The organism is Dinghuibacter silviterrae, from assembly GCF_004366355.1.
Classification (GTDB): Bacteria; Bacteroidota; Bacteroidia; order Chitinophagales; family Chitinophagaceae; genus Dinghuibacter; species Dinghuibacter silviterrae.
The window spans coordinates 2,302,155-2,327,804 of the sequence record NZ_SODV01000002.1; the positions used below are offsets into that span (position 1 = coordinate 2,302,155).

At 57.5% G+C, this 25,650-nt stretch carries 22 protein-coding genes; 16 read left to right on the forward strand and 6 right to left on the reverse strand.

Going from position 1 to position 25,650, the window contains the following annotated elements; translation table 11 throughout:
• Nucleotides 1–20 precede the first annotated feature (20 nt).
• Complete coding sequence (locus EDB95_RS27430) at nt 21–170, forward strand: class I lanthipeptide (protein ID WP_162852805.1); 150 nt, start codon at nt 21–23, stop codon at nt 168–170.
• Nucleotides 171–299: 129 nt separating this feature from the next.
• Here EDB95_RS27430 and EDB95_RS26425 read toward each other — a convergent pair whose 3' ends face one another.
• The gene (locus EDB95_RS26425) at nt 300–1,112 is read right to left on the reverse strand and encodes a hypothetical protein (protein WP_133999837.1); all 813 of its coding nucleotides are present in this window, start codon (nt 1,110–1,112) and stop codon (nt 300–302) included.
• 74 nt (nt 1,113–1,186) lie between these two features.
• Entirely contained in the window at nt 1,187–1,588 is a 402-nt protein-coding gene (locus tag EDB95_RS26430; protein WP_133999840.1) for a hypothetical protein, read from the reverse strand.
• 219 nt (nt 1,589–1,807) lie between these two features.
• On the opposite strand from EDB95_RS26430, the gene EDB95_RS26435 reads away from it, so the two are divergent.
• The 5 genes from EDB95_RS26435 (at nt 1,808) to EDB95_RS26455 (ending at nt 10,145) form a co-directional block, all read left to right on the forward strand.
• Nucleotides 1,808–4,195: an ABC transporter permease gene (locus EDB95_RS26435; RefSeq protein WP_133999842.1), complete on the forward strand. Its 2,388-nt coding sequence runs from the start codon at nt 1,808–1,810 to the stop codon at nt 4,193–4,195.
• Between the two features lie 21 nt (nt 4,196–4,216).
• Nucleotides 4,217–4,933: a sensor histidine kinase gene (locus EDB95_RS26440; RefSeq protein ID WP_211352227.1), complete on the forward strand. Its 717-nt coding sequence runs from the start codon at nt 4,217–4,219 to the stop codon at nt 4,931–4,933.
• Nucleotides 4,930–5,682: a LytR/AlgR family response regulator transcription factor gene (locus tag EDB95_RS26445; RefSeq protein ID WP_133999845.1), complete on the forward strand. Its 753-nt coding sequence runs from the start codon at nt 4,930–4,932 to the stop codon at nt 5,680–5,682. The genes EDB95_RS26440 and EDB95_RS26445 overlap by 4 nt, the downstream gene beginning before the upstream one ends.
• Nucleotides 5,683–5,748: 66 nt before the next feature.
• Complete coding sequence (locus EDB95_RS26450) at nt 5,749–8,010, forward strand: cation:proton antiporter domain-containing protein (protein WP_133999850.1); 2,262 nt, start codon at nt 5,749–5,751, stop codon at nt 8,008–8,010.
• Between the two features lie 74 nt (nt 8,011–8,084).
• On the forward strand, nt 8,085–10,145 hold the full coding sequence (locus tag EDB95_RS26455; RefSeq protein WP_133999854.1) for a tetratricopeptide repeat-containing sensor histidine kinase: 2,061 nt from the start codon (nt 8,085–8,087) through the stop codon (nt 10,143–10,145).
• On the opposite strand, the gene EDB95_RS26460 is transcribed toward EDB95_RS26455, so the two are convergent.
• The gene (locus EDB95_RS26460; protein WP_133999857.1) at nt 10,142–12,811 is read right to left on the reverse strand and encodes a M1 family metallopeptidase; all 2,670 of its coding nucleotides are present in this window, start codon (nt 12,809–12,811) and stop codon (nt 10,142–10,144) included. The two genes, EDB95_RS26455 and EDB95_RS26460, sit on opposite strands and share 4 nt — an antisense overlap.
• A gap of 33 nt (nt 12,812–12,844) precedes the next feature.
• On the opposite strand from EDB95_RS26460, the gene EDB95_RS26465 reads away from it, so the two are divergent.
• The gene (locus tag EDB95_RS26465) at nt 12,845–13,399 is read left to right on the forward strand and encodes a hypothetical protein (protein WP_162852806.1); all 555 of its coding nucleotides are present in this window, start codon (nt 12,845–12,847) and stop codon (nt 13,397–13,399) included.
• A complete protein-coding gene (locus EDB95_RS26470; RefSeq protein ID WP_133999860.1) occupies nt 13,392–13,919 on the forward strand; it encodes a YkgJ family cysteine cluster protein in 528 nt (175 codons plus the stop codon). Before EDB95_RS26465 ends, EDB95_RS26470 begins: the two co-directional genes overlap by 8 nt.
• Here the strand turns inward: EDB95_RS26470 and EDB95_RS26475 are convergent.
• The gene (locus EDB95_RS26475) at nt 13,891–15,009 is read right to left on the reverse strand and encodes a Kelch repeat-containing protein (RefSeq protein ID WP_133999863.1); all 1,119 of its coding nucleotides are present in this window, start codon (nt 15,007–15,009) and stop codon (nt 13,891–13,893) included. The two genes, EDB95_RS26470 and EDB95_RS26475, sit on opposite strands and share 29 nt — an antisense overlap.
• A gap of 170 nt (nt 15,010–15,179) precedes the next feature.
• On the opposite strand from EDB95_RS26475, the gene EDB95_RS26480 reads away from it, so the two are divergent.
• The 5 genes from EDB95_RS26480 to EDB95_RS26500 all read left to right on the forward strand — a co-directional run bounded on the left by EDB95_RS26480 (nt 15,180) and on the right by EDB95_RS26500 (nt 20,917).
• Nucleotides 15,180–16,385, forward strand: coding sequence for a DUF1624 domain-containing protein (locus EDB95_RS26480; RefSeq protein WP_246073791.1), 1,206 nt, complete (start codon nt 15,180–15,182; stop codon nt 16,383–16,385).
• A gap of 37 nt (nt 16,386–16,422) precedes the next feature.
• Entirely contained in the window at nt 16,423–17,748 is a 1,326-nt protein-coding gene (locus tag EDB95_RS26485) for a T9SS type A sorting domain-containing protein (protein WP_133999866.1), read from the forward strand.
• Between the two features lie 36 nt (nt 17,749–17,784).
• The gene (locus EDB95_RS26490; protein WP_133999869.1) at nt 17,785–19,608 is read left to right on the forward strand and encodes an alpha-L-fucosidase; all 1,824 of its coding nucleotides are present in this window, start codon (nt 17,785–17,787) and stop codon (nt 19,606–19,608) included.
• 18 nt (nt 19,609–19,626) lie between these two features.
• Complete coding sequence (locus EDB95_RS26495) at nt 19,627–19,929, forward strand: nucleotidyltransferase family protein (protein WP_133999871.1); 303 nt, start codon at nt 19,627–19,629, stop codon at nt 19,927–19,929.
• A gap of 226 nt (nt 19,930–20,155) precedes the next feature.
• A complete protein-coding gene (locus EDB95_RS26500; protein ID WP_133999874.1) occupies nt 20,156–20,917 on the forward strand; it encodes a DUF6089 family protein in 762 nt (253 codons plus the stop codon).
• On the opposite strand, the gene EDB95_RS26505 is transcribed toward EDB95_RS26500, so the two are convergent.
• On the reverse strand, nt 20,914–21,813 hold the full coding sequence (locus EDB95_RS26505) for an AraC family transcriptional regulator (protein WP_133999877.1): 900 nt from the start codon (nt 21,811–21,813) through the stop codon (nt 20,914–20,916). The two genes, EDB95_RS26500 and EDB95_RS26505, sit on opposite strands and share 4 nt — an antisense overlap.
• A 140-nt stretch (nt 21,814–21,953) precedes the next feature.
• On the opposite strand from EDB95_RS26505, the gene EDB95_RS26510 reads away from it, so the two are divergent.
• From EDB95_RS26510 to EDB95_RS26520, 3 genes are all read left to right on the forward strand, one after another.
• Nucleotides 21,954–23,486 carry an aldehyde dehydrogenase family protein gene (locus tag EDB95_RS26510; RefSeq protein WP_211352229.1) on the forward strand — a complete coding sequence of 511 codons (1,533 nt, stop codon included), beginning with the start codon at nt 21,954–21,956 and terminating at the stop codon, nt 23,484–23,486.
• Between the two features lies 1 nt (nt 23,487).
• A complete protein-coding gene (locus tag EDB95_RS26515; RefSeq protein ID WP_133999880.1) occupies nt 23,488–23,865 on the forward strand; it encodes a DUF779 domain-containing protein in 378 nt (125 codons plus the stop codon).
• Between the two features lie 64 nt (nt 23,866–23,929).
• Nucleotides 23,930–24,589 carry a DUF998 domain-containing protein gene (locus tag EDB95_RS26520; protein WP_133999883.1) on the forward strand — a complete coding sequence of 220 codons (660 nt, stop codon included), beginning with the start codon at nt 23,930–23,932 and terminating at the stop codon, nt 24,587–24,589.
• Here EDB95_RS26520 and EDB95_RS26525 read toward each other — a convergent pair.
• Complete coding sequence (locus EDB95_RS26525; protein WP_133999886.1) at nt 24,586–25,593, reverse strand: hypothetical protein; 1,008 nt, start codon at nt 25,591–25,593, stop codon at nt 24,586–24,588. The two genes, EDB95_RS26520 and EDB95_RS26525, sit on opposite strands and share 4 nt — an antisense overlap.
• Nucleotides 25,594–25,650 lie beyond the last annotated feature (57 nt).

Here is a 25,650-nt window from a genome sequence, read left to right on the forward strand (position 1 = left end):
ATCACTAACCAAAAATTTTTATGAAAAAGATCGAATTGAGCCAACCGAAACTCCAATTGAAAAGGGAAAAGATCGCCCAGCTCAACAATGCTACCGCTGCGGCTTCGCAAGTGGAACCCACGACGACGGTTCTGCTGAGCATCCAGCACAAGTGTCCGTTTCCCCGCTAAGAGAGCATAATAAAACACCTTAAAACGACGGTAAGAGGTGTCACCGCAAAAGGGCTGGGGCGACCCGGCCTTTTTTTTGCGCCGCCGCGGCTGGCGCCGCACGCCATGGCCGGCGGCGCCGGCCGCCGCCTAAAACTTCCTCCGCGTCAGGTTAAACCCCACGCGAAACAGGCACCCGCTCACATACACATTCTTCCCCGTACAGATGCTGGTCAGCCCCCGCTGGTAAGAAATATCGATGTTGAGGTTGGCGAGATAAAAACAAAAGCCCCCGATGAACCCCGCGTAGGACTTTGTCAGCGCTGGATCGGTGTCCACGGCCTCTGTCCCGTTGAGGCTGTGGAAACCCTTGGCCAGGTAGCAGATTTGCGGACCGGCATACACAAAAATCGCGTTGGTATAAGGGATCCCCCCGGGATTGTAGTGCCCCGGCGTGGTCGTGGTGGTGGTGATGACATGGTAGTAATACCCATGATCGTATACGTAGGTATAGGAGTTGCTCGAACCGGCCGTATAACTGGGTGAGGTTACCTTGTTTTTAAACGAGATACAATACTCGAACAACACCGGCACGTTGATATAATTCAGGGTCAGGGACTCCTGCCCGTTCCCATCCCCGCCGTTATTGGCGGTGAAATAGTCCCACACCAGTTTGGTTTTAATCCCGATGTCGGGACCGATGCGTCCGGGTTTGTTTTTCTTATGCAGCCATTCAAGGTAGATGTCTCCTGAATACGCAGTCTGGTGCATCAGGTGGGATTGGACCAGGGTATTGGTCTTTGGGTCAAGGGGAGCCACCCCTGTCCCGCCCCACCAGGCGCCAACATCAAAACCGGAGTTAAACCGCCAGGTCTTGGGATGCATTTCCGTGGAATAGGTATGCTGGGCTTGTGCCCACAAGGGTAACAGCGCGATGAGCAGCCGGAGGAACGTCGATTTCATGGTACAAAGGCAATTGCCTTAAAAGTACATCCGCGGCTAGCGCTTATACAATACCGTGTTCCCGGTATTTGTGTCTACCGGGAAGCCGGTAGGCCGGCAGACTTATTGGAAGCCAGCAGGTCCCGGGCCTGTCTTTCGAACTCCCGGGCGACGATCCAGCCCAGGACCTCGATGACGAGGACTGCCGTGAAGGCGTCGAAGAGGTTTCCCAGCACGGGTATCCACCCCACCAGGAAGTCCGAGATTCCCCGCCCGATCATTGTGGCGGCAGTGCCTACGATCAGCGCGGTGCGGTAGCTGTGCCGCAACCGCAGACCGAAGGCGCTTCCCAGGCTGATGACCATGATGATTTCGATGGGCACAAGAATGAGGTTGTCGCTCTCCGGGATCTGCGCAAGGCCCGCCCCCACAAAGGCGCCCGCCAGGGCGGACAAGTGGATGATGCGGCGGCACTTGTTTTTTTGCGAAAACGTCATACCTAAAAGTACGAATTACCGCGCAGAAAGGACGCCCATCGCAGACCCGCTGTCCACCGCGGGCCCGCCGCAGCCGCCCGCCGCCCCGCCGCGGCCGCCGGCCGCGTGCCCCGGACACTCACCGTATCGAAACCGGACGCCCCGTCCCGGAGCTATCGCGCCAACAGGCTGACCACCAAAGGCATACGTCTTTGGCTCCGCCTTTGCGGACAAAAGGTTATGCTAAAGAACTACCTCATCGCCGCCTACCGCAACCTGGTCAAGCACCGTGTCCATTCCGCCATCAATGTCCTGGGCCTGGCCGTGGGCATGGCCGTCGCCCTGCTCATCGGTCTTTGGATAAAGGACGAGCTCACCTATGATAAAAACTTTGAGCATTACGACCAGTTGGGTGTGATCTGGCAAAATACGATCGCCAACGGTCACGTGGAGACGTGGGACGATACACCCTGGCCCATGGGGGGTGAGTTGCGCGCGAATTACGCGAAGGACTTTAGCCGGGTGGCGATGATGGCCGGGCCGTATGGCTTCCTCTTAGGTAAGGGGGATAAAACGATGGCCGCCAACGGGGCCTATGCAGAAGCGCCGATGGCAGAGATGCTCAGTCTCGATATGGTCAGCGGTTCCCGCAAAGGGCTGGAGGGTGATCCGGACGGGGTTTTGCTATCGGCATCGCTCGCGCGGGAAATTTTTGGCGACGAACAGGCCTTGGGCAAGGTGTTGCGGATCGACAACCAGGCCGACCTCAAGGTAGAAGGTGTTTACCGGGACCTGCCGGACAATTGTTCCTTTTCCGGGATGCGTTTTATGGCCAACTGGGACCAGTTGACGCGCCGTCAGCATTTTGCCACGCAGGATAATCCGTGGCGGTCCAATTCCTTTTCCACGTATGTGGAGCTCCGGCCGGGGGTTAGCCCGGCCCAGGCGAGCCAGGACATCGAGTATGCCAAGTTGAAGAGGGTCCGGCAGGATGAGGTACTTCACCACGGGTTGATCTTTGTCCACGCCATGCCGCGCTGGCGGCTGCACTCGGATTTCCGGGAGGGGAAGTATGCGGGCGGTTTTATCGAATACGTCTGGATGTTTGGCCTGATTGGTTTTGGCGTGCTGTTGCTGGCCTGTATCAACTTTATGAACCTGAGTACGGCACGCTCCGAACGCAGGGCCAAAGAAGTGGGGGTTCGCAAGGCGATCGGCTCCCTGAGGGGACAATTGATCGGGCAGTTTATGGGTGAATCCATCCTCGTAGTGGTCATGGCGTTCGTGGTGGCGCTGGGGCTGGCGCAGGCCGCCCTCCCCTTTTTTAACGGCGTGGCCAACAAAATGCTTCATATACCCTGGGGCAGTGGTGCGTTCTGGGGGGCGGTGGCGCTTTTCTGCGGCGTCACCGGTCTTATCGCGGGAAGCTATCCCGCGTTGTATCTTTCTTCCTTCCGGCCCGTAAAGGTGCTCAAAGGAACATTCAAGGCAGGCCGTTGGGCCGCCTTGCCTCGTCGCGCCCTGGTCGTTCTCCAGTTTACGATCTCGGTCATCCTGATCGTGGGGACCGTGGTGGTGTTCCGGCAGATTGACTTTTCAAAGGACCGGCCGGTCGGGTATGACCGACAGGGTCTGTTCATGGTGTCCATGTTTACCCCGGACATCCACCAGCATTTCCCGGTGGTCCGGGACGAGCTCCTGAAGACGGGGCTGATCGCGGAGGCCGCGGAGTCGAGCAGCCCTACGACCGGGGTTTGGTCCACGAACAGCGATTTTGAATGGGTGGGGAAAACACCGGGTCTCTCCCTTGATTTTCCCAACATCGAAGTATCGCCCGAATATGGTAAAACGGTGGGCTGGCAGTTTCTCGACGGGCGCGACTTTTCCAGGGCCGAACCCGGGGACACTGCCGCCTTTGTCGCCAACGAAACGGTGGTACATTTTATGGGGCTCCAACACCCGGTGGGCCAGATCATCCGTTGGGACGGGCATCCGTTCAAACTCGTCGGTGTCATCAAGGACATGTTGATGGAGTCGCCTTATGCGGCCGTGCGCCCCACTTTTTATCACCTGCTGCCCAAAGACGACTATGCAAAAGTGATGGTCCGGATCGCCCCCGGAGCAGGCCCCCACGACGCCCTCGCCAAGACGGAAGCGATCTTCAAACGCTTTGCGCCAAGCCAGCCGTTTGACGTTCAATTCGCGGACACGGATTTCGCGTTGAAGTTCGGGGACGAGGAACGCATCGGGCGGCTGGCGGGCTTTTTCACCGCCCTGGCCGTCTTTATCAGCTGTCTGGGTCTTTTTGCCCTGGCCTCATTTACCGCGGAACAGCGTGTCAAAGAGATCGGCATCCGGAAGGTGCTGGGCGCTTCCGTCGTGCAGCTTTGGGAAATGTTGTCCCGCGAGTTCGTTGTCCTGGTGGGGCTTTCGCTTGGGATCGCCCTGCCCGTGGCCTTTTACCTGACCCGCCGGTGGTTGCAACATTATTCCTACAGGTCGGATCTGCCCTGGTGGATTTTTGCGGGGGCAGCGGTCTGCGCCCTGGCGCTCACCCTCGCCACGGTCAGCGTACAAGCGGTCAGGGCCGCGCTGGCCAACCCCGTGCGCAGCCTGAGAACCGAGTAATTTATTATCTTCCGGGTCAGTATGATCCTTTACCACGGTTTGTTGCTGATACTCGGTCTTGTCATCGCTTTGCAGTTCGTGATTATCATGATCCAGCACCAGCGGATGAAACAGGCGCTGATGGACCATCACAGCGGCAAACAGGACCTGGTCGACAAGGTGCGCTCCCTCGAACTGGAGACCATGAAGGCCAGGCTCAACCCCCACCTGTTCAAAAATGCGCTGAATGCCATCCAGTCTCACGCCTACCAAACGTATTACGCGCTGGACAAGCTCTCCAACGTCCTGGACTTTATCCTTTACGAAAGCGAAAGACCATTTGTGACGTTGAAGGAAGAGGTGGAATTCGCGCTGAGCCTGATCGAAATCAACCGGCTAAAAGTCAGCCCCCTGTTCGACCTCCAGGTGAAAAACCGGATCGATACGGCGTCGCCGCTGTACACCCGGGAATGGATCGCCCCCCTGATCAGCATCGACCTTATCGAAAACGCCTTCAAACACGCCGACCTCCAACGCGAAGGCGCCTTTATCGCCATCCTCTTCGAGCTCAAAGGGGACCGTTTCACCCTCACCGTCTCCAACAAGGTCAGCGCGGGAGAGCCCCTGAAAAAAGAAAAGAGCGGCGTCGGCCGGGCCACCCTCCAGACCCGTTTGGCTGCGCTCTACCCCGGCCGTCATCATCTGGAACAATTTATGCAGGAGGAGGTCTATACGGCCAAACTGGACCTACAACTATGATGACCTGTGTTATCCTGGACGACGAACTACCGGGTTTACAATACTTGACACTCCTTTGTCAGCAGATCCCCGGTCTGGAGATCGTACGGGCCTACAACGACCCGAAGCGGTTCCTGGATGAATACGGGCGCCTCACCTTTGACTTTTGCATCCTTGACATCCAGATGCCGGGGGTGAGCGGGCTGGCCGTGGCGGAAGCCATCAGAGGCAAACCCGTCATCTTTACCACGGGGTATAAGGAATACGCGGCCGAGGCGTTTGACCTGGACGCGGTGGACTATGTGCGCAAGCCCATCGACAGGGAGCGCTTCGAACAGGCCATCCGCAAGGTCGAAGCGCGGCTCGCCGCGGCGCACGCGCCCACCTCGCCGGGGCCCGCCACGCCCGCGCATGGCGCAGCGCTCGCCGCCGCGTCTGGCGCGGCAGCGGGCTTCGCCCGCTTCAACTCCAGCCAGGGCAAGGTATTGCTCCACTACGAGCAGGTGCTCCTGGTGACGACTGCTGACGGCGACGCGAGAGACAAAAACGTGGTCCTGGAGAACGGTCGCGCGCTCCTACTCAAGAACGTTTCTTTTTCCCAACTTCATCTACCCCCCGACCAATTTGCGCGCATCAACAAAAAGACCGTTGTCCGCATCAAGGCGATCACGCACTATACGGCGGGCGAAGTGACGATCGACCTCCCCGGGGGTGCTCAGCGCTTTCCGCTGAGCGAGACGTACCGCCAGGAATTTTATTACAAGAAATAACCGGGTTATCACAAGAGAAGCGGGCAGGCAAAAAGCCATCTTTATTTTTACCCCAAATGCTAACCCATGGTTAAACGATATAAAAACCTCGCGTTTTACCTCTCGGTCGTCGCTGTCTTTTCCTTCCTGATCTACCTGGTCATCAAACAAGGGACGCTGCTCGAACCGGTGCAGGTGACCCTGCCCAAACCGGTGTCGGTCTGGACCCAGATCAGGGACGCCTTTACGCATACGGCGGCGGGGGCTATGGCCATCCTGTTGCTGCAAATCATTACGATCATCGTCGTGGCCCGTTTTTTTGGCTGGATCTGTCAAAAGATCAAACAGCCCACGGTCATCGGGGAAATCGTGGCGGGGGTCGTACTCGGACCTTCGTTCCTGGGAACCTATGTCAAGGGGGTGTCGGATTTTCTTTTTCCCCTGCCTTCCCTGGGACACTTGCAGTTTCTGAGCCAGGTGGGGCTGATCCTTTTTATGTTTATTGTGGGGATGGAGCTGGACGTAAAGGTCCTGAAGAACAAGGCGACGGACGCGGTTGTGATTTCCCATGCCAGCATCCTTTTTCCATTTACGATGGGGATGGGCCTGGCCTATATCATATACCAGCACTTTGCACCGGCCTCGGTGGGTTTTCTTTCTTTCGCCTTGTTTATCGGGATCTCGATGAGCGTCACGGCTTTTCCCGTCCTGGCGCGGATTGTGCAGGAGCGGGGACTGTCCAAGACGCGGTTGGGCGCGATCGCGATCACCTGCGCGGCCGCGGATGACATCACGGCCTGGTGTCTTTTGGCCGCGGTCATCGCGGTGGTGAAGGCGGGTTCGGCGATGAGCGCGCTGGTGACCCTGGGCCTTGCCGTTACCTATGTCTGGCTGATGCTGACCGTGGTCCGGCCTTTTTTGCGGAAGCTGGGGGACAAGTATTCGAACAAGGAATCGCTGTCGCGCCCGGTGGTGGCCATCTTTTTTATCACCCTTTTGCTGTCTTCCTGCGTCACCGAAATGATCGGCATCCACGCCCTTTTCGGAGCCTTTATGGCGGGGGTGATCATGCCGGAGAACATGCGGTTCAGGAATATTTTTATAGAAAAAATAGAGGACGTCGCCCTCGTGTTGCTGCTTCCGCTGTTTTTCGTTTTTACAGGGCTCCGGACACAGGTGGGGTTGCTCAACGACGCGTATGCCTGGAGAACCTGCGGCCTCATCCTGGCGGTGGCCGTGGGCGGCAAGTTCCTGGGGAGCGCGCTGGCCGCCCGCGTGGTGGGGCAGTCCTGGCGCGACAGCCTTTCGGTGGGCGCGCTGATGAATACCCGGGGGCTGATGGAGCTCATCGTCCTCAACATCGGGTATGACCTGGGGGTCCTCACGCCACAGGTTTTTACCATGCTGGTGATCATGGCCCTCGCCACCACCTTTATGACCGGACCCGCCCTGACGCTGATCCAGCGATGGTTCCCGGAGAAGGCGGAGCGTCTTTTCATGGGCCAGGCGGTGAAATACAACATCCTGGTTTCCTTCAGTACCCCCGACAAAGGCATCGCGTTGTTGCGCCTGGCGGGCAGCCTGGTCCGGCGTTCCATGGACAACGCCACCATTACGATGCTCCACTTGTCTCCGTCCAACGACCTGAATCAGTATAACCTGGAAGAATACGAGCGGGATAGCTTTGAACCGGTGGAAAAAGAATCCCAGCGTCTGAGCCTCCCCGTGATCAGCCTTTTCAAGCCATCGGCCAACATCGAGGAGGAAATCGCGGAGACCGCGAACACCGGTCACTTCGACCTGCTCCTGGTCGGTCTCGGGCGTTCGGTTTTTGACGGAACGTTGCTCGGAAAGATCCTGGGCTTTACCACCAAGATCATCAACCCCGAGCGTTTATACGGCACGCTGACGGGACGGGAACGGCTTTTTGAACAGTCCTTTTTTGACGAACGCGCGATGAACATCATCCGGTCTGCGGACATCCCATTGGGGGTATATGTCGACAAGGACAGCGGGGAACCCCGCGACGTATTTATCCCGGTCTTTTCCATCAGCGACAGCTTTTTGCTGATCTATGCCCAAAAGCTCATCCACAATAATGGCAGCCGCGTGGTCATATTGGACGCATCGGGTGTCATCCGGCAAAATCCCGAGATGAAAGAAGCCATCCGTTCCATAGAGCTCGTGGCACCCCAGCACATTGCGTTGTACCACGAACGAACCATCGACCGGGAATTCCTGGAACAGCAAAACCTGATGGTGATCAGCATGGACAGCTGGAAAAAGGCGTTGTCCACGCGGAGCGTGTGGTTATCCTCGATCCCGTCGGCCTTGATCATCAAACCATAAGGCGCCGTTCATTTTATTCATAATTGCGCATTCGCCATTTTTGACCTACTTTTCCGGGGGCTTATCCGCCCCTTATGAGCAGGACATTAGGAAAATATATAGGATGGTATATCCTGGCCCTCAGTCTTGGTGTTGCCTGTGAACGCAACACCCCCGAGCACCCCGCTTTTTTCGATCCGGTGTTCAGGCACGCCGACAGTCTTGAATACCGGGGCGACCAGTGGAGTGTTGCGTACGTGGATTCCATGTTCTCTGTATTCGCGGGTACGCCGGGGCCGCTCGACCAATTCCGCCGGTATGACTTCCTGGCTTCGCACGAGGGTTACGGCCGGCACGATTACGCCGCCAGCAACCGGTTTATAGACAGCATGCTCCTGGTGTCCAAGCCGTTTGCGCAGGATCCGCACTATATGGACCGCTACGGCCAGGCATTGTTGGAAAAAGGAAACGTCCTGATCTCCCTGGGGCAAAACGACGAGGCCTTTGCTTATTTTCTCAAGGGCAAAGCCCTGTCGGATCAATTTCCCGATTCCTGTTACTTTTCCAGCCAGTTTAACGAGCAGTTAGGCTTGATTGCCTACACGCAGCATAAGTTCGCGGACGCCATCGTGTATTTCCTGGCGTCGCTTGACAAATTATCGGACTGCCGTTCCCATGACCCCTATTCGAGTTTTCAGAAACAACAGGGGCAACTGGACAATATCGGTCTTTGTTACGGGGAGTTGGGCAAATACGACAGCGCCTTGTACTACTTCCAGCGGACACTGGATTACCTCGGCCGTGGGGAAGCCCAATACAGGGAACCGGGCCAGTTGGCTTTTATCGCCGAAGCCAAAGCCCTGGTCAACGGGAACAGGAGCGAAATCTATGACAAGATGGGGGACTACGTCCGGGAGGGAACGGCTATAAGAGCGTCCATTCTCCCCGCCGGCAACCATTTTGACAACGGCATCCTGTCCCTTGCGGAGCTGAACCTGCGCCACCTGGGCCGCCTCGACACGGCCCGGCAGCAATTGGCGCTGGCCAGGCAACAACTGGACACCATGCACCACGAAGTCGAAGACGAGCTGATGTGGAGACGCCTCACCTGGCAATACTACGACACGACGCACAACCTTTCACTGGCCTATCCCGCTTACCAAAGCTATGTCCATCTTCGCGATTCCCTGGTTAAGGCCCGCCAGGACCTCAGCCAGAGGGACGTCAAACATGAATTTGACAAACTGGAACGTCAGCACCAGTTGGAACAGCTTCAGGACAAAAACGTACTCCAGCGCGATTACCTGCTTATCGCCATCGGTTTTGCCACGCTGTCCGTGGTCATCCTGTTATTGATCTGGTGGAACTGGAGACGGTCCGGCCGGAACCTCCGCATTATCGGTCTCCACAACAAACACCTGGAGCTTACGCTGGAAAGCCTGGAGCAGCGCAACCGCGACTACGACCACCTGTTCAAGATGGTGGCCCACGACCTGCGCAACCCCATCGCGGGCATCAGCGGCATCACCAACCTGCTCGGGGAAAGCGAACGCATCAACGAGGAAGACCGGCAGATGCTCGCCCTCATCCAGCACAGTTGCAGCCAGCTTTTGCGGCTGATCCATGAGCTCCTGGAAAGCAAGTCCAACCCCGAGACCCGCCGGATGAGCATGAGCTGGTGCGACATGAGCGCGCTCCTCGAAGAATGCGTCGCCCTCCTCCAGGTCAAGGCCGAGGAAAAACGCCAGCAGATCAAACTCTCCGGTTTATCCTCCGCCACACTCCTCGCCGACCGCAACAAGATGTGGCGCGTCCTCAACAACCTCCTTACCAACGCCATCAAATTCAGCCCGGAAAAATCCGTCATACGCGTATCCGCGCTTCGCCAGGAACACAACCTCCTCATCACCGTGACCGACCAAGGCATCGGCATCCCCGAAGACATGCGCGAAAAAATTTTCGACGCCTTTGGCGGGGCGCGCCGCTCCGGCACCCAGGGCGAGCAATCCTTTGGCCTGGGACTCTCCATCTGCCGCCAGATCGTCGAAGCCCACGGCGGCAGCATCTGGTTCGACAGCGAACCCGGGCAGGGGACGACGTTTTATGTGACGTTGCCGATGCCGATGATTGTGGAGGAGGCAGAGGCCGCGGTTTAGTGCCACGGCACCGCGCCCAACTTTTCGAGCTTCGGCGCGCTTTCGAGCCGCTGCGCCCTGAACAGGTTGTCTGCCGCCTGCAGGATCTTTCCCTTCAACCGCGGATTATAATCCGGGTGCTCCTTCAGAAAATCCCGCACCAGTTTTGCCGCGCTCTTGCTTGAATAGTTGCTCAGCACCGCTGCGGCCCAGCTTTGGGGGAAGAACACATCCCCCGTACGCTGGATATCCTCCATCCAGTCCAGGGCGCTGGCCAGGTACTTCTCGTCCTGGTCCGCCCGGAGCGGGTGAAACAGGTAACCCAGGGCCGAAAGCACCCACGCCTCCTTTGTCCGGTTTTGGGCGTCCTTCAACGCATAGAAATACTTGTCGCGGACAGCCTGGTCCGGTGACAGCGCCGGTTGCAGGTACGCCCAACGCGCCTGCCGGTCCGGGCTTTTGATCCGCCGCCCCTGGGCCGCGAGGATGGTGTCGCTGCCCGGGTAGCCGCGCAGCGCCAGGCCCGCGGCCAGGTTGGTATAGTCGTCTTCGGAGAGTTTGATGTCCTGGGGCGGATGCTGGGTGTTCCACACCTTGAAGACCGAATCTTCGGCCGCCTTGCTCCGGGCGATCCCGGCATAGTTGAGGAACAGGAGCTTTCGTTCCGCGGGCGTAAACGGTCCATTGATCGCTTGCCAAAGCGCTATCTCCAGGACTTTCCCCGTTGCCCTTTGCGCTAAGGGAGACAAAAAGTGCCAGTAGCAAGAACTGATTTGGCCCAGCAGCAGCCCCATGTTGAGCTCCTCATGTTCCAGCAGAAGGTTGGTCAACGCTGCGCTGACGAACCGGAACGGCGTCAGGCCTTGCCCATCCAGCATATTCTCGTACGCGTTGATATAGGTGGAGGCCCGTATGACCCTGTTCTGGGCGCCGGCCACGAACGGAATGGTATTTCCGTACATCGGAAAAACCCCATACCCAAGCCCCAAGGTATTAAACAGGATATATCGGGGTTTAGGAAGCCCATCCTTCCAGGATAGCTCGGTGTGGGCGGTTTTCATGGTAAACCTCAGCGTGTCGATATGGTCATTGTACCCCAGGGCGACATCAATTACCTGCGGCCATACGCGGCTACTCCCGTCCTCCCCTTTTTGAGACAAGGTCAGCTTTTTGATGACGTCCCCGGACGTATCATACGTACAGGAGAAGACCGGCCGCCCGGTCTCGTTGACCCAAACCTGGTTCCACGCCGTCAGGTCCATCGTCGTATAGCGCTGCAGACACCGCAGCAGGTCCGGCCAGGTCGCGTTCCCGTAAGCGAATGTTTTCAGGTAGTCTCTCACGCCGTCCCGGAAAGGTTCTTCTCCCATCTGCAATTCCAGCTGCCGCATCATGACCGGCGCCTTATGATAGATGATGTTGCCATACAGCGAGCCCGCGTCCTGGAGGTTGTCCAGGGGCTGGCGGATCGGGTTGGTGCCTTCCGTCCGGTCCACCGCGTACGCCGCCGGGAGATGTTCCGTCAGGAACCGCAGGTCATAGTCGTCCGTCCGGGTGATCTTGTCCGCCATGAAGTTGGCAAATACCTCCTTCATCCAGACGTCATTAAACCAGCGCATCGTAACCAGGTCGCCAAACCATATATGCGCCGTCTCGTGTGACAGTACATTGGCCCGCGCATTGCGCTGGTCCAGGGTCGCCGCGTCATCGAGGAAAAGCGCCGACGCCTTGTACTGGATCGCCCCCGGGTGTTCCATCCCGCCGAACTGGAAATCGGGGATGGCGACAAAGCCGAATTTTTGGAAAGGATATGGGAGGCCTGTGTAGGTTTCAAGGTATTTTAACGCGTCTTCCTGTTGCCGGAAAAGCGTATCCAGGCTTAACCGGACCTTTGCCGTATCCGTTTCCCGGTAGAGGGCTTCAACCGGGCCGTGGCTTGAGGTTCTGACGGAGTCTTTGAAGCGGCCGGCGGCGAAGGAGAAGAGGTAGGTGGGGAGCTTGTCGGAGGGCGCGAAGGCCATCGCCGCGGCAGCTCCGGCTTTTTCGGGCGCGTTGCCGTCCACCGCTGCTCTGCCGCCCGCGGCCGCTCTGCCCGCCGCGGCCGCGCGCCCGTTGGCAATCGCCCGCCACCCCTCGGGCAGCGTCAGCCTGAGCTTAAACACCGCCTTGAGGTCGGGCTGATCGAAACACGGGAACAATTCACGGGCCCGGTCCGGCACAAGCAACGTATATAGGAACTCGCGGTTGCGATTCAGGGGCCGGTTGCCCGCGGTAAAGGTCAGGTGGAGGTGGTTGTGGCCTTTAATAAGGTCGCGGGCAGCAATAACAAGGTGTTCCATCCGCAGGTCAGGCGTGACCCGATGGCCATTGACAGTCATCGCGCCGACCTGGTCCCGCGCCGCTTTAAAATCCAGCTGCAGCGGCCGCCGCGTGTCCAGGCAGACGAAGTCGAGGTCCTCCTCGCCGGTGACGGGGCTGGAGAGGTCTTCGTTGCCTGGGGCCGGGCCGGCCTGCTCCTCGGGGATATGAAACGCCAGCGTATAGCGGATATCTTTCAGACGATGGGCGCGCTCCTGCGCGAGGCGGAGCGATACGCCGGGCGCGACCGTGTCGGCCGCCACTGGCGGCCGGTGAAGGTCACCAAGTGCGGGCACCGCCCACAACAGGAAAAGGATGGTGGTTCTCATTTGAGGGGCTAATATCCTATATTTACGCCATTTATGGAATCCATCGACCAACTGCACCTGGGGATTGGCACCCGGCTACAACATACCCACTATGGGCCGGGGGTGATCGTGGGCGTCCGCTACGCGACCTACCTGATCTCTTTTATCAACCATGGCATCAAGGAAATCGACAAAGGGGACGACAAACTCGAAGAGATCCTTCCCGAAAACGTGACCGAAGAAATCGAAACGCATTCGGACGTGGAAAAGTCCCTGCTAAAGATCCTCCGCCAATGGAGCAGCCCCGAAGAGCTGGTTCCTTTAGGCGAACGTTGGGCCGGGGGCACGCTGGTCCTGCAACCCAAGGATGGGAGCCAGAAACCAAAGGAGGTGCCCATCGATGTTTTTTTCCATAAAATCGTCATGACCCGGGACCGGCTAAGGGTGCTGGAACAACAGATCAACAGCCACAAGGTGCTGACCGACGAGGACAAGGTCAACCTCCAGCAATACATTACCCGCATTTACGGGTCGCTCACGACCTTTAACGTCCTTTTCCGGAACAAGGAACACTGGTTCGTGGGGGAAAAGGGGGCCAAAGATGAGTGAGATCCCCATCGATCTTGACCATATCCGCCGCGAAGCCGTCGCCAGGGAGGAAGAGAACCATGCTTTCCGCGATTTTCTGCGCCGCCAGGACGGAGACGAGATCGACCGCCGGGTGCATCGCCTGGACGCGGAGGTGACGCCCCGCGTCGATTGCACGGCCTGCGGCAACTGCTGCAAATCGCTGATCATCCATACCGAACCGGAAGAAAATGAACGCGTGGCGGCGCGCATGGGTCTACCCCGGGAGACCTGGGAAGGGCGCTACCTGGAAAGGTCCCTTGGAGGCAAAACCGTCCTAAACCAAATCCCCTGCCCCTTTCTGACGGGCACACGGTGCAGCGTATACGAAGACCGGTTTAGCGACTGCCGGGAGTTTCCGCATCTGCACAAGGACCATTTTACAGACCGGCTTTTTTCGACGATCATGTACTATGGCGTTTGCCCGATTATTTATACCGTGGTGGAAAGGTTAAAGGGGGAGACCGGGTTTTTTACTGGTTATTATAGTCATCCGGATTAAAGGGGAGATCGGGGAGAAATTCCGTGATGTCGGAATAGAAGACTCCAGTCCCCGCCCCGTTATTTTGCAGGCTTTGACCGCCGAGTCCGATATAGCCATGGGGCACCAGGGTATTGGTCGTGGGATCTTTGATGTTCAATGTCATGGCGATCGCGCCTACACGTCCGGCACCGGGAAAACTGCTTTTTACCGACCATTGGTCCGTGGCAAAATCATATTCCCAACAATCCGTCTGGCTGGGTCCGTTGGAGCCCAGGGTTACGTAGGCTTTGGGTATCCCATTGCTTACCCCGGTAAAGGCTACCGCATTGGTGCGCTGGACGCGGTACCCGGCGTCATAGCTCTGGTCCGTTATGCCGAATATCCTCCTTAGGCTATCGCTCCACCGGTGCCCAAGAGGTCTGCTTGGGTCGTAAAACCAGAAGTCGCTTACATTAAGTTGGTTGTCGCCGGTGCCTGTAACGACATAGCCTTTGTTTTGATATACCCAGGAAGCCGCCCCTGCCCATTTGGGCCCTGGAAAGGGTTCGGTGACCCAACCGCCCGAGTCTTCTTTCCACACATAGAATTCCTTGTGGTAATTGTCGTTGCCGTCGATGCCCCCCAGCACCCCCCCGATGTTGTAAGGTGCCCCGATACCAAAGGCCACCGCCGTCTTTACGCCCCCATTATTGGTTAACTTCGGGCTGGGTATTGGGGTCCAGTTATTACTGCTGGGATCGAATTTGAAAAAATCGGTTGGAAAGTAAGTTCCGGTTCCGTTGTCGGTTCCATTGAAGCCTAAGCCGACGTATCCGAATTTTGAAGTGGCAAAGGCAACCCCCAACGCCCTTCCGATGCTTGGCAATGTATCTACACTCGTCCAGTAATCGAGATTCGGATCATAATACCACACGTCATTGAGGTAGTTGGATCCGTCGAACCCGGTGGCCACGTAACCCAGGTTGTTCAGCGTAAACGCTACCGCGCCGATCCGGCTGTTTCCATTAAAATCCGACCGCCTGAGCCAGTCCCCGTTATTGTTATTGCTGGAACGACTACAAGAAAAGAAGCCAAACGAACTCAAAAGCAACAAGGTTTGTACTTTCATGACTATGCTAGATTTGATATGGATGCCAAACTATTGGGATCCAGTGAGGGCAATTCGTTAAAATGGAATTACATCACCTATTTATAGACGAAAAAAGACCAGTTGTGGTTATAAAAAAGATTGTAGGGATTTATGCGCTGTTGATAGGTGAAAATTGCTATCTTATCGGTATGAACACAACCATGGCTTCACCCCTGACCGCAGCCGCGCCCCCCGTCGCCAAGACGCGGATCGTGTCCATCGACATCCTTCGCGGCGCCGTCATGATCATTATGGCGCTGGACCACGTCCGGGACTATTTCAGCACCGCCACCGGAGACCCCACGGACCTCCACAGCACGACGCCCCTGTTGTTCTTTACGCGCTGGATCACGCACTTTTGCGCGCCCACCTTTGTGTTCCTGTCGGGCGTATCGGCCTATATCGCGGGCCGGCGCAGGACCCGGCCGGAGTTGGGTTCGTTCCTGATGACACGCGGTGCATGGTTGGTGCTCATAGAAGTCAGCCTGGTGACCCTTGGCTGGACCTTCGACCCCGCTTATCATGTCATTATTTTCCAGGTGATCTGGGCTATCGGTTGGAGTATGATCATCCTTGGGCTGCTCGCACGGCTGTCCCCGGCCCTTATTCCTTTTGTGGGCGTGCTTCTGGTAGCGGGTCATAACGCGACCGACTATTTTCCCCATAACGGCCCCGCCTGGGATATCCTGCTCACGTCACCGCCCACCTTTATCGGCTACGCACCCCACAGGGGCTTTTTTGACCTGTATGCCATCCTGCCCTGGACGGGGGTGATGCTGATGGGTTATTCGATCGGGCGGTGGTTTACCCCGGATTATCCTGCGGAGCAACGGCGCAAGCTGTTGTTACGCGCGGGTTTTGCGGTCACCGCGCTGTTCATCCTCCTGAGGTTTATCAACGGGTATGGGGACCGCAGTCCCTGGTCGGTACAATCTTCCCCCCTGTACACGGTTTTGTCCTTCGTGAACACGACCAAGTACCCCCCTTCCCTACTCTACCTTTGTATGACCCTTGGGCCTGTGCTGATCCTGCTGGCCCTGACGGAAAAGGCCAAGGGCGCTTTTGTTTCCGTGATCCAGGTATACGGCAGGGTTCCCTTTTTCTATTATGTGATCCACCTCTACCTGATCCATTTTTGTTGTGCGGTGCTTTTCTTTGTCTCCGGGTATGGTTTTAAGGATGCATTCGATCCCCACTCCCCCGGCCCCTTCCTTTTCCGCCGAAGCGATCTGGGTTTTGGCCTCGGCGGAGTGTACCTCGTCTGGCTTTTTGTAGTCTTTGTGCTATATTTTCCTAGTAAGTGGTACGATCGCTACAAGCGCGTACATAATAAATGGTGGTTTAGTTATATTTGATTGACTACTTTTACCGGGTCAATCATCCGTTATCCTAATGAAACGATTATGCCTAGCCAACCTGTCCATAGCCGGAGTCGTTCTCCCTATTGCCCTTACGGCTCAATGCACGGGCACTTGTCCATCGGGTGCCCTTACCACCCTTCCCTCCGGTACTTCGGTGACCATTCCGGCAGGGACCACTTACTGTGTCTCGGGTTCAGTCGTGAACAAGACCACCAGCTATGTGATCAACGGCACCCTCATTGTGCAGGGCGGACCGGACACCATCGGGTCGGTCACCCTCAGCCGGACCGGAGTCATTGATGTGCAAACGGGCGGCCATTTGGTCGTCAGCGGCACCTTTACAGGGGACCCCACCACCCCCGCGCCCGCCATCACCAATGTCAATGTCTGTAACGAGGGCGTTCTGAACATTACCGGCGCCTTTCAGCAACAAGAGATCAATATGGCCATCGCCTCCGGTGGCGTGCTCCTCGTCCAGGGTTCCTGGTCGACCAATGCCTCCGACGTCACGATCGACATCGGTCCCTCCGCCCTCATCGAAATCTGCGGCGTCGTGACCGTCAGCAAAAACGGTTTCCTGACAGAAACGGGGACCGGTACTTCCTACCTTTTCCAACATACCGGGGGCACCTATAACGGGTGGATATCCACCGCCCAAAACGCCAGCAACATAGACTGGACGTCCGTCGCTCCTTCCGCCTTCGCCACACACCCCGCCGCGCGGACGTGCAACGGCTGCGGGAACCTCACCCTTGCGCCCCCCGGCGCCGACAACAACTGCGGGGACGCCGCCGCCACCTACGCCAACATCATCCTCCCCCTGCAGGTCATCAATTTTTATGAAAGCATGCAAGGCGACACCCTCCTGATCACTACCGATGTGGCCACGGGGAGTCGATGGACCGCCACAGCCCTGATGGCGTCCCCCGATGGACGGAGTTTTGCAAAAACAGCATACGCCGCCGTGGAAAGCGTCTCCGCCGGTTTGGTGCACTTTACGTACTCTTTACCCTTCAAACAAGCTGACCAGTATTTCCAATGGAAGGCGTGGACAGCGGGGGACAGCATCCAGTCCTGGGTTCTGCCCCCCCTGCTCACGGGGGCAAGCGGGCTGCGCGTATACCCCAACCCGGCTTCCACCGTGTTGTACCTGCGCATCCCCCAGGACAAGGCATTCACGACGGCAACCCTTACCGACAATACAGGAAGGCTTGTCCGGCAGATCACCATCCCCGCACAGGGTGGCCTTATCTCTATCGATCTGCCGGCCGGCCTTTCTCAAGGACTGTATTTCATCACTTTTCGCGGAGACCGTGCGCAACCGGTTGCGCTAAAAGTATTCATCAAACAACGATAGCGCACTTCGCCGGGGATTTTTTTTACCTTTCGGCCTATGCAAAATCGTTTAATCCATGCGGCTTTGGCGATATGCCTGGCCCTCCACGCGGCTAGAGCCGGGGCTCAGAACACTACACCTGAGGCCCCGGTGACGGCCGCTACCGCGCCCGCCGCTCCCGCCTCCGCTTCGGAGACGCCCTTCGTTCCCCAGGAGACGCCCGCCGACCGCGACGCCCGTATGTCGTGGTGGCGGGAGGCGCGTTTTGGGATGTTCATCCACTGGGGCGTCTACTCCGTCCCCGCCGGCCGCTATGACGGCAAGGAAGTCCCCGGCCTCGGCGAATGGATCATGCACGACGCCCGCATCCCCCGCGCCACCTATCAACAATACGCGCGCTCATTCGATCCTATCCACTATGACCCCGATGCCTGGGTCCGTCTCGCCAAAGAGGCCGGTGTAAAGTATATCGTCATCACCTCCAAACACCACGACGGCTTTGCGCTGTTCGATACAAAGGCCAGTCCCTGGAACGTCGTCCAGGCCACACCCTACGGCAAAGACCTCCTCGCCCCTCTTGCCGCCGCCTGCCGCAAATACGGCATCCGCCTCGGCTTCTACTACTCCCAGGCCAACGACTGGAACAACCCCGGCGGCGCCGCTGCCGGCGGCCACTGGGACTCCACCCAAAACGGCAGCATGGACGACTATATCCGGAACGTCGCCGTCCCCCAGGTCAAGGAAATCCTCACCCACTACGGCAAGGTCGCAGAGCTCTGGTGGGACGTTCCCACCGGGATGACCCCCGCGCGCGCCGCCCAGTTCCTCCCCCTGCTCGCTCTCCAACCCGGGATCATCGTCAACAACCGCCTCGGCGGCGACGTCAAGGGCGACATCGAAACCCCCGAACAATACATCCCCGCCACCGGGATCCCCGGCCGCGATTGGGAAACCTGTATGACCATGAACGATACCTGGGGGTACAAGGTGGACGATAACCACTGGAAAAGCGCTTCGACGCTTATCCGCAACCTCGTCGACATCGCGTCGAAGGGCGGGAACTATTTGCTCAACGTCGGGCCCACTTCCCTCGGCGATTTTCCCGGGCCCATCGTGGAGCGCTTGCAGTCGATCGGGCGGTGGATGAAGGTCAACGGCGAGGCCATTTACGGGACGACTGCGAGTCCTTTTGAGCATCTTGATTGGGGGCGGTGTACGCAGAAGCCGGGGGTGCTTTACCTGCATGTGTTTAATTGGCCTGCGGATGGGCGGTTACTGGTGCCCGGGCTTCGATCCGTCCCCGGTTCTGCATATCTGCTCGACGGGCACAAGCCCCTGCGTTTCGAGCATACCGCCGAAGGGCTGATCATCCACCTGCCCACAGCACCCCCCGACAGCATCGCTTCCGTGATCGTGGTGAAGGGGGGCAAGATGGTCGTCGTCCATACCCCGCCCAAGCCCCTGCTTTCGGCTGCGGATGGGTCCTTTACGCTATCCGCCGCTCAGGCCCGCCTGGGTTCTACGGGGCAACCGCCGCAGTTGGAGGGTGAACCCGGGCGTCAAAATATTGGGTACTGGACAGATACAAAGGCCTGGGCCAGTTGGACGGTCTCCGTTAAAAAGCCCGGCCGGTATGCGGTGGCCGTTGACGTGGCGACACCGGCGTCGTCCCCGGCCTGGACCATTACCCTATCGGGTCCCATCGCTTTAAAGATAGACACGGTGGTCAGTGGGACTGGCAGTTATGGCACTTATCAAAACCAGGCGATGGGGCAATTGAATGTCGCGCAGGCGGGGACTTATGTGTTGCGGATTAGTCCGCGGGAGACGGGGTGGGAGCCGGTGAATCTACGATCGGTTCAGTTGACACCGGTGCCGTAAAAGCCATATATTTGTAACATGGCCCTTTCCGCACATGATACCCACCTTCTTCGGAAATACTTTGCCGGCAAACCGGTAAAAAGGGCCTATTTATTCGGATCCTACGCGCGAAACACTGCTGTAAAGGGAACCAGTGATATTGATATTCTACTGGAACTTGACTATTCCAAACCTATCGGCATGAGATTTTTTAGTTTCCAACGTGAACTTGAAGATCTTTTGCATAATAAGGTAGACGTTGTCACAAGTGATGGAATTTCCAAATATGTTCTTCCATACATTGAAAAAGATAAGATTCTGATCTATGTAGCCACCGCTTAGCTCTGCCCATGCTGAAACAGCAGTTTTCAAAAATACTGATTGGGTTTGGGGGCTAATACTCTAATATTGCGAACGGATCATATACCAAATATATTCATTCGTCGCATGACATCCCCCTTTGCTCTACGCGCATACTAGGCACAGGACCTGATACGTTAATCAGCTAAACCATTTGCCCTTCGAATAGAGCGCTACCCTTTTTTTTCTGGTCGTAAAATCAAGGCTCATGACTTCTTATGGCAAGGGTTTCCTTTGTACCCTGTTGATCGCGTGCGCGTTTCAACGGGTGAATGCGCAATTTATCACCTCCCGCTATGAAATCGGCGGTAGCCTGGGCGCCCTGATCTACCAGGGCGACCTCTCCGAAGGGGCGCTGGGGTACACCCGGACGCTAAAACCCGCCCTGGGTCTGTATGTAGCGCGGGCGCTTGACGAACATTTTTCCGTCCGGCTCAACCTGGATTTTGGGACGCTGACGGGGAATGACGCCAGCTATTCCAGCCCGGCCTATCGGAAAGAACGCGCCTTTTCCTTTAATACGTCCGTTGCGGAGTTGTCGGCCATGATGGTCTGGCATCCGCTGGGCAACATCCTGTCGGGAAACGACGCCCGTTTTTCCCCATATCTATTTGCTGGCTTAGGCGTTAGCGGCTTGAATGTCAATAGAAACTGGTCCCATCTGAACGTCGCCTATTTTCAGTCAGACTCCTCCTTCCTTCATGGTCTGGCGCGGGACACCACAACGGCGATGCCTAAAGCGATCCCGGTCATTCCTGTGGGCGTTGGCGTCCGTTACCGGATCACCGATAACCTCGGTATCACCGCGGAGTGGACCTACCGCGTGGATTTTACGGACTACCTGGACGGCTTCAAGTACGCCGCCGATCCTGGCAAAAATGATTACTACTACGGGTTTATGATCGGAATCAGCTACCGGTTCGGGCATAACAAGCTGGACTGCCCGAAGATGCCGAAATCGGTTCATTAACGCCGCCGATAGGCCCCGGGCGTGACCCCCTCCATCTTCCTGAACATCCGTACAAAGTAGTTGACATCGGAAAACCCGCACCGGAAACTCACATCGGAAATGCTGCCGTGGGTTTCCGCGAGGAGCTGTTTGGCCAGCCGGATGCGCTCGCGGTTGACGTATTCGAGGGGGGTGAGGCCGAACTGTTCCTTAAACCATTTGAAGAACATGTTGCGGCTGAGATAGGCCTTACGGCTGAGGGTGTCCACGGGGATGCGCTCGGTGAGGTGCTCGTGGATATAGTGAAGGACATAGTGGAGACGGCTGTGGTTTTCCTGTTGGCCGGCCTCGCTTTGGATCTGGAAGAGGTGCTGGCTTTGGAGGAGCCGGATGAGGAGTTCTTTGAGGTTGAGGTCGGCGTAGATGTTTTTGGCCTTGTCGCCGCTGCTGCAGACGCGGATCAATTTGTTGATCAGCGACGTGATCTCGGCCTCGTTGTCGAAGTGGTAGCGGTTGAACCGGAGGGTCCAGTGGGCGCCCTCTCCCTGGTAAACATCGTCTAAGAAATGGACGGTGTCGCGGACATAGCCGGCGTCGACCGTTAGCGCGATACACTGGGTGGGGCTTTGTTCCCGCGCCTCCGGGAAGTCGATGACCATGGTCTCGCCGGCGGGGGCGATGACGCTTTCGCCCGGGAGGTAGTCAAAGGCGGGATCGCCGAAGATGTGCATGACCTTCTTACCACGGATCATACTCGTGACGACGAAGTCGGGGAAAGTAAGGGGAACACGGTAGGCCTCCTCGTATGATTCGTAGATGTTGAGTTCGCAGTGCTCCAGGTTGAACACACGGCGGTTCTCCACCAACGTTTGCAACCGGCGGGGCTCTGTCAGGGGAATAAGACGGGGGGCAGGCATCGATAATCAAATTACGGCGATTTCCGGGGGGGCACAATGAGGAGGTACGATTGTGCTAAAAAAAGATACGAAAGAGCAGCGGCCGGAGAAAACCCTTTTTGAAATTCGCCCATCCTATAACGATAAAAATTGCTTGCATTATGAGTACGACAACGATGGCCGCCCCCGCCTCCAACGTAGCGAACCGTCCCCGTTTCAAGGAACGGTACGAACACTATATCGGTGGAGAATGGGTGGCGCCCGCGAAAGGCGCCTATTTTGACAATATTTCCCCCATGGACGGGCGGGTATTTACCCAGGCCGCCAGGGGCGATGCCCAGGACATTGACAAGGCCCTGGACGCGGCCCACAAGGCTTTCCCTTCCTGGAGCAAAACCAGCGCCGCGCAGCGTAGCAACATGTTGCTCAAGATTGCCCAGCGCATCGAGGACAACCTGGAATACCTCGCCACGGTAGAGACCATCGACAACGGCAAGGCCATCCGGGAAACCCGGGCCGCGGACCTGCCGCTCACCGTCGACCACTTCCGGTATTTCGGGGGTGTCATCCGTAGCGAGGAAGGTTCGATCAGCGAACTGGACGAGACAACGGTGAGCATCAATATCCATGAACCCATCGGCGTGGTCGGCCAGATCATCCCGTGGAACTTTCCCTTGCTGATGGCCACGTGGAAATTGGCGCCGGCCCTGGCGGCGGGTTGTTGCGTCGTCATCAAACCGGCCGAGCAGACCCCTACGAGCATCATGTGCCTGATGGAATTGATCGGGGACCTGATCCCGCCGGGTGTGGTCAATGTCGTTACGGGTTTCGGACCGGAGGCCGGGAAACCCCTGGCCAGCTCTAGCCGGGTGGCCAAGGTGGCCTTTACGGGTGAAACGACAACGGGCCGGCTGATCATGCAATATGCTTCCGAGAACCTCATCCCGGTTACGATGGAATTGGGGGGTAAGAGCCCGAATATATTTTTTCCCTCCGTTATGGACGAAGACGATGAGTTCCTGGACAAAGCGATAGAAGGCGCGGTCATGTTTGCCCTCAACCAGGGCGAGGTGTGTACCTGTCCGAGCCGCATCCTGGTCCACGAGCGCGTATACGACCGGTTTATGGAGCGCGTGGTGCGCCGGACCCGGGCGATCAAGGTAGGGAACCCGCTGGCCGACGATACGATGATGGGCGCCCAGGCCTCGGAAGACCAATACAACAAGATCCTCAGCTATATGGATATAGGCAAGCAGGAAGGGGCCCAGGTGTTGTGCGGGGGCGGCCCCTTCCATATCAACAGCGGTTTGGAGCACGGCTATTATATCGAACCGACCATCTTCAGGGGGAACAACAAGATGCGCATCTTCCAGGAGGAAATCTTCGGACCCGTCACCTCGGTGACCACGTTCAAGACCCCGGAGGAAGCCATCGCGATCGCCAACGACACCCTCTATGGTTTGGGCGCCGGTGTATGGACCCGTGACGCACACGAGCTCTATCAGGTGCCCCGGGCCATACAAGCCGGGCGCGTATGGGTCAACTGCTATCACGCCTATCCCGCCCACGCACCCTTTGGCGGGTACAAAAAGTCGGGCTTTGGCCGGGAAACCCACAAGATGATGCTCAATCACTACCGCCAGACAAAGAACATGCTTATATCGTACAGTAAGACCAAGCTGGGCTTTTTCTAGTATGCTAGCCTTTCCAGATAACCAGAGGGTCCTGGCTACACCGGCGGCCCTAGACCTGATCGAGGTTTTGCGCAAGGAGCATGGCCCCCTCATGTTCCATCAAAGCGGTGGCTGTTGCGACGGGTCGCAACCCATGTGTTTTATGCAAGGAGAATTTAAAACGGGGGGCAGCGACGTCCGCCTTGGGGAGGTGGACGGCTGCCCCTTTTTTATGAGCGCCGACCAGTTCGACTATTGGAAGCATACCCAACTTATCCTGGACGTGACGCCCGGGCGGGGCAGCAGCTTCTCCCTGGAGATCCCGCTGGGGGTTCGGTTTTTGATCCGGTCGCGGGTGTTTACGGAGGCGGAGTTGGAAGCATTGCCGCCAGTGGGCTGACGTCGTTGCCTTCCGACGGAGCCGGTCTTTGGCCATTTCGGGGCGGAATCCTATCTTCGGCGGCATGGCTACCCAGAAACCCAGCGATGAGCCGATCATCATCTCGTTTATGACGATCCGGAAGGGCGTCGGCATATTAGGCATCCTACTCCCCTTCCTGCTGGTGGCAGGGCTTGCTTTTATTTTTGATCAGCAGGACCTGGAGCCCAGCCTCAGCCACTATTACTACACCCGCATGGGTGCCGCCTTCGTGGGCACGCTTTGCATAGTGGCGTTTTTCCTGTACTGTTACAGGGGGTACGACATGGCCGATCGCGTGACGTCCCGGCTGGCGGCGATCTTTGCGCTGGTCGTTGCGTTTTTCCCCGCGGACCCCGCGCCTTTGTATAGTGTGATGAGCTTTTCCTGCGCCTACTGGGTGCACGTCGTGCACTTCGTGTCGGCCTCGCTCATGTTCCTTGTTTTTGCCTACATCTCCATTTTCCTTTTTACAAAAACGGACGCGCCGGAACCGGGCCGACGGAAACGCCAGCGGAACCTGGTTTACCGGATTTGCGGCGTCGTCATGCTGGTGGCATTGGTTGGAATCCTGCTGGATGCGACGGTGGCATCCATCGGGGTGCCCCTTGCGGCCTATCATCCCATCTTGTTCCTGGAAGCACTGGCCCTGTGGGCCTTTGGGCTGTCGTGGCTCGTCAAAGGGCAGGGGATGCTGAAAGACTAGACCTTTTTGTGGGTATCGATAAAGGTCTTCACCTCCGAAACAGGCATCGCCCGGCCCACCCGGCCTTCGGTCAAAGCAACCGTCAGCTTGCCAAACTGATTCGCGTGGATCACCGCAATATCCCCTTCGAAGGTATCATAGTTCACGCCATTATACACCACGTCCTGCGCCGTTCGGTGGCCCGTTTGCGGGGACTGGTGGTCCATAAACAACAGGTCGTATTTGGTTCCCTGGAAGACGCCCCAATGGTGATCATGGAAAAACCAAAGCGGCGTCCCGTCCACGTTGGCTACGGTCTCCCTCCCGTGGATGGCGTGGGACGCAACCACCATGGCGGTCGGGTCGGATTGAATCACCACGCCCTCCACCCCGGCCGCCTTTGTTGCCAGCAGGAAGCGTTGCGCCAGCGACATGCAGTCCCCGTTTCCGCTCAAAAAGCTGCTTCCCCCCGATTCCAAAATGCCTGTATATTTAAAGGGGAACTGGTTAAGGCGTTGGAAAAGCGTTTCCACCTTATCCGCCGGCTGCTGGGGCAGGTTCACCAGGAGAGAAGGCGGAACCACCCCCGTGAGCGATTCACTGCTAGGATCAAAACCCTTTTTATAAATGTCATTGATCGTAATGCCCTTCATCCCTTTTCCTTCTTCCAACCCGGCCCTCAGGACCTCCGGAGCTACCTTCACTTGTTTGGCCACCCCCTCCAGGGTCGTCCAATCCGGGGGTTCCAGGAGCTGCTGTGGCACTTGCTTCTTCGGTGGGGGATGCTTTTGCCAATAGTAGTACGCCAAAATCGTTGCGGCGCCTCCCACTATGGTCAACGCAGTCCCTATAGGGTTTGCCTTGGCCAGCTCCACCAGGGCGGTGATCCAGTCCCCTTCCCGCTGGACCGGCGGTGCCGCGGGCATGCTTTTGCCCCGCGGTCCGGCACCGGTGTGGCTGGCCGGGCGGGACGCGATTGCCCGGCTGGGGCCCGAACGCGCGATATAGGTGCGGCTATCCATCATTTTTGGGAAGTACTACTAGTATACAAAAAAAAATGTATATTCGTGTGTACTTTAAAA

Coding starts and splice junctions, on each gene's coding strand:
- EDB95_RS26425 (WP_133999837.1), bottom strand. CDS start 1,112: ATGAAATCGACGTTCCTCCGGCTGCTCATCGCGCTGTTACCCTTGTGG.
- EDB95_RS26485 (WP_133999866.1), top strand. CDS start 16,423: ATGAAACGATTATGCCTAGCCAACCTGTCCATAGCCGGAGTCGTTCTC.
- EDB95_RS26500 (WP_133999874.1), top strand. CDS start 20,156: ATGACTTCTTATGGCAAGGGTTTCCTTTGTACCCTGTTGATCGCGTGC.
- EDB95_RS26470 (WP_133999860.1), top strand. CDS start 13,392: ATGAGTGAGATCCCCATCGATCTTGACCATATCCGCCGCGAAGCCGTC.
- EDB95_RS26525 (WP_133999886.1), bottom strand. CDS start 25,593: ATGATGGATAGCCGCACCTATATCGCGCGTTCGGGCCCCAGCCGGGCA.
- EDB95_RS26465 (WP_162852806.1), top strand. CDS start 12,845: ATGGAATCCATCGACCAACTGCACCTGGGGATTGGCACCCGGCTACAA.
- EDB95_RS26435 (WP_133999842.1), top strand. CDS start 1,808: ATGCTAAAGAACTACCTCATCGCCGCCTACCGCAACCTGGTCAAGCAC.
- EDB95_RS26490 (WP_133999869.1), top strand. CDS start 17,785: ATGCAAAATCGTTTAATCCATGCGGCTTTGGCGATATGCCTGGCCCTC.
- EDB95_RS26510 (WP_211352229.1), top strand. CDS start 21,954: ATGAGTACGACAACGATGGCCGCCCCCGCCTCCAACGTAGCGAACCGT.
- EDB95_RS26505 (WP_133999877.1), bottom strand. CDS start 21,813: ATGCCTGCCCCCCGTCTTATTCCCCTGACAGAGCCCCGCCGGTTGCAA.
- EDB95_RS27430 (WP_162852805.1), top strand. CDS start 21: ATGAAAAAGATCGAATTGAGCCAACCGAAACTCCAATTGAAAAGGGAA.
- EDB95_RS26475 (WP_133999863.1), bottom strand. CDS start 15,009: ATGAAAGTACAAACCTTGTTGCTTTTGAGTTCGTTTGGCTTCTTTTCT.
- EDB95_RS26480 (WP_246073791.1), top strand. CDS start 15,180: ATGAACACAACCATGGCTTCACCCCTGACCGCAGCCGCGCCCCCCGTC.
- EDB95_RS26515 (WP_133999880.1), top strand. CDS start 23,488: ATGCTAGCCTTTCCAGATAACCAGAGGGTCCTGGCTACACCGGCGGCC.
- EDB95_RS26460 (WP_133999857.1), bottom strand. CDS start 12,811: ATGAGAACCACCATCCTTTTCCTGTTGTGGGCGGTGCCCGCACTTGGT.
- EDB95_RS26495 (WP_133999871.1), top strand. CDS start 19,627: ATGGCCCTTTCCGCACATGATACCCACCTTCTTCGGAAATACTTTGCC.
- EDB95_RS26440 (WP_211352227.1), top strand. CDS start 4,217: ATGATCCTTTACCACGGTTTGTTGCTGATACTCGGTCTTGTCATCGCT.
- EDB95_RS26445 (WP_133999845.1), top strand. CDS start 4,930: ATGATGACCTGTGTTATCCTGGACGACGAACTACCGGGTTTACAATAC.
- EDB95_RS26450 (WP_133999850.1), top strand. CDS start 5,749: ATGGTTAAACGATATAAAAACCTCGCGTTTTACCTCTCGGTCGTCGCT.
- EDB95_RS26520 (WP_133999883.1), top strand. CDS start 23,930: ATGGCTACCCAGAAACCCAGCGATGAGCCGATCATCATCTCGTTTATG.
- EDB95_RS26455 (WP_133999854.1), top strand. CDS start 8,085: ATGAGCAGGACATTAGGAAAATATATAGGATGGTATATCCTGGCCCTC.
- EDB95_RS26430 (WP_133999840.1), bottom strand. CDS start 1,588: ATGACGTTTTCGCAAAAAAACAAGTGCCGCCGCATCATCCACTTGTCC.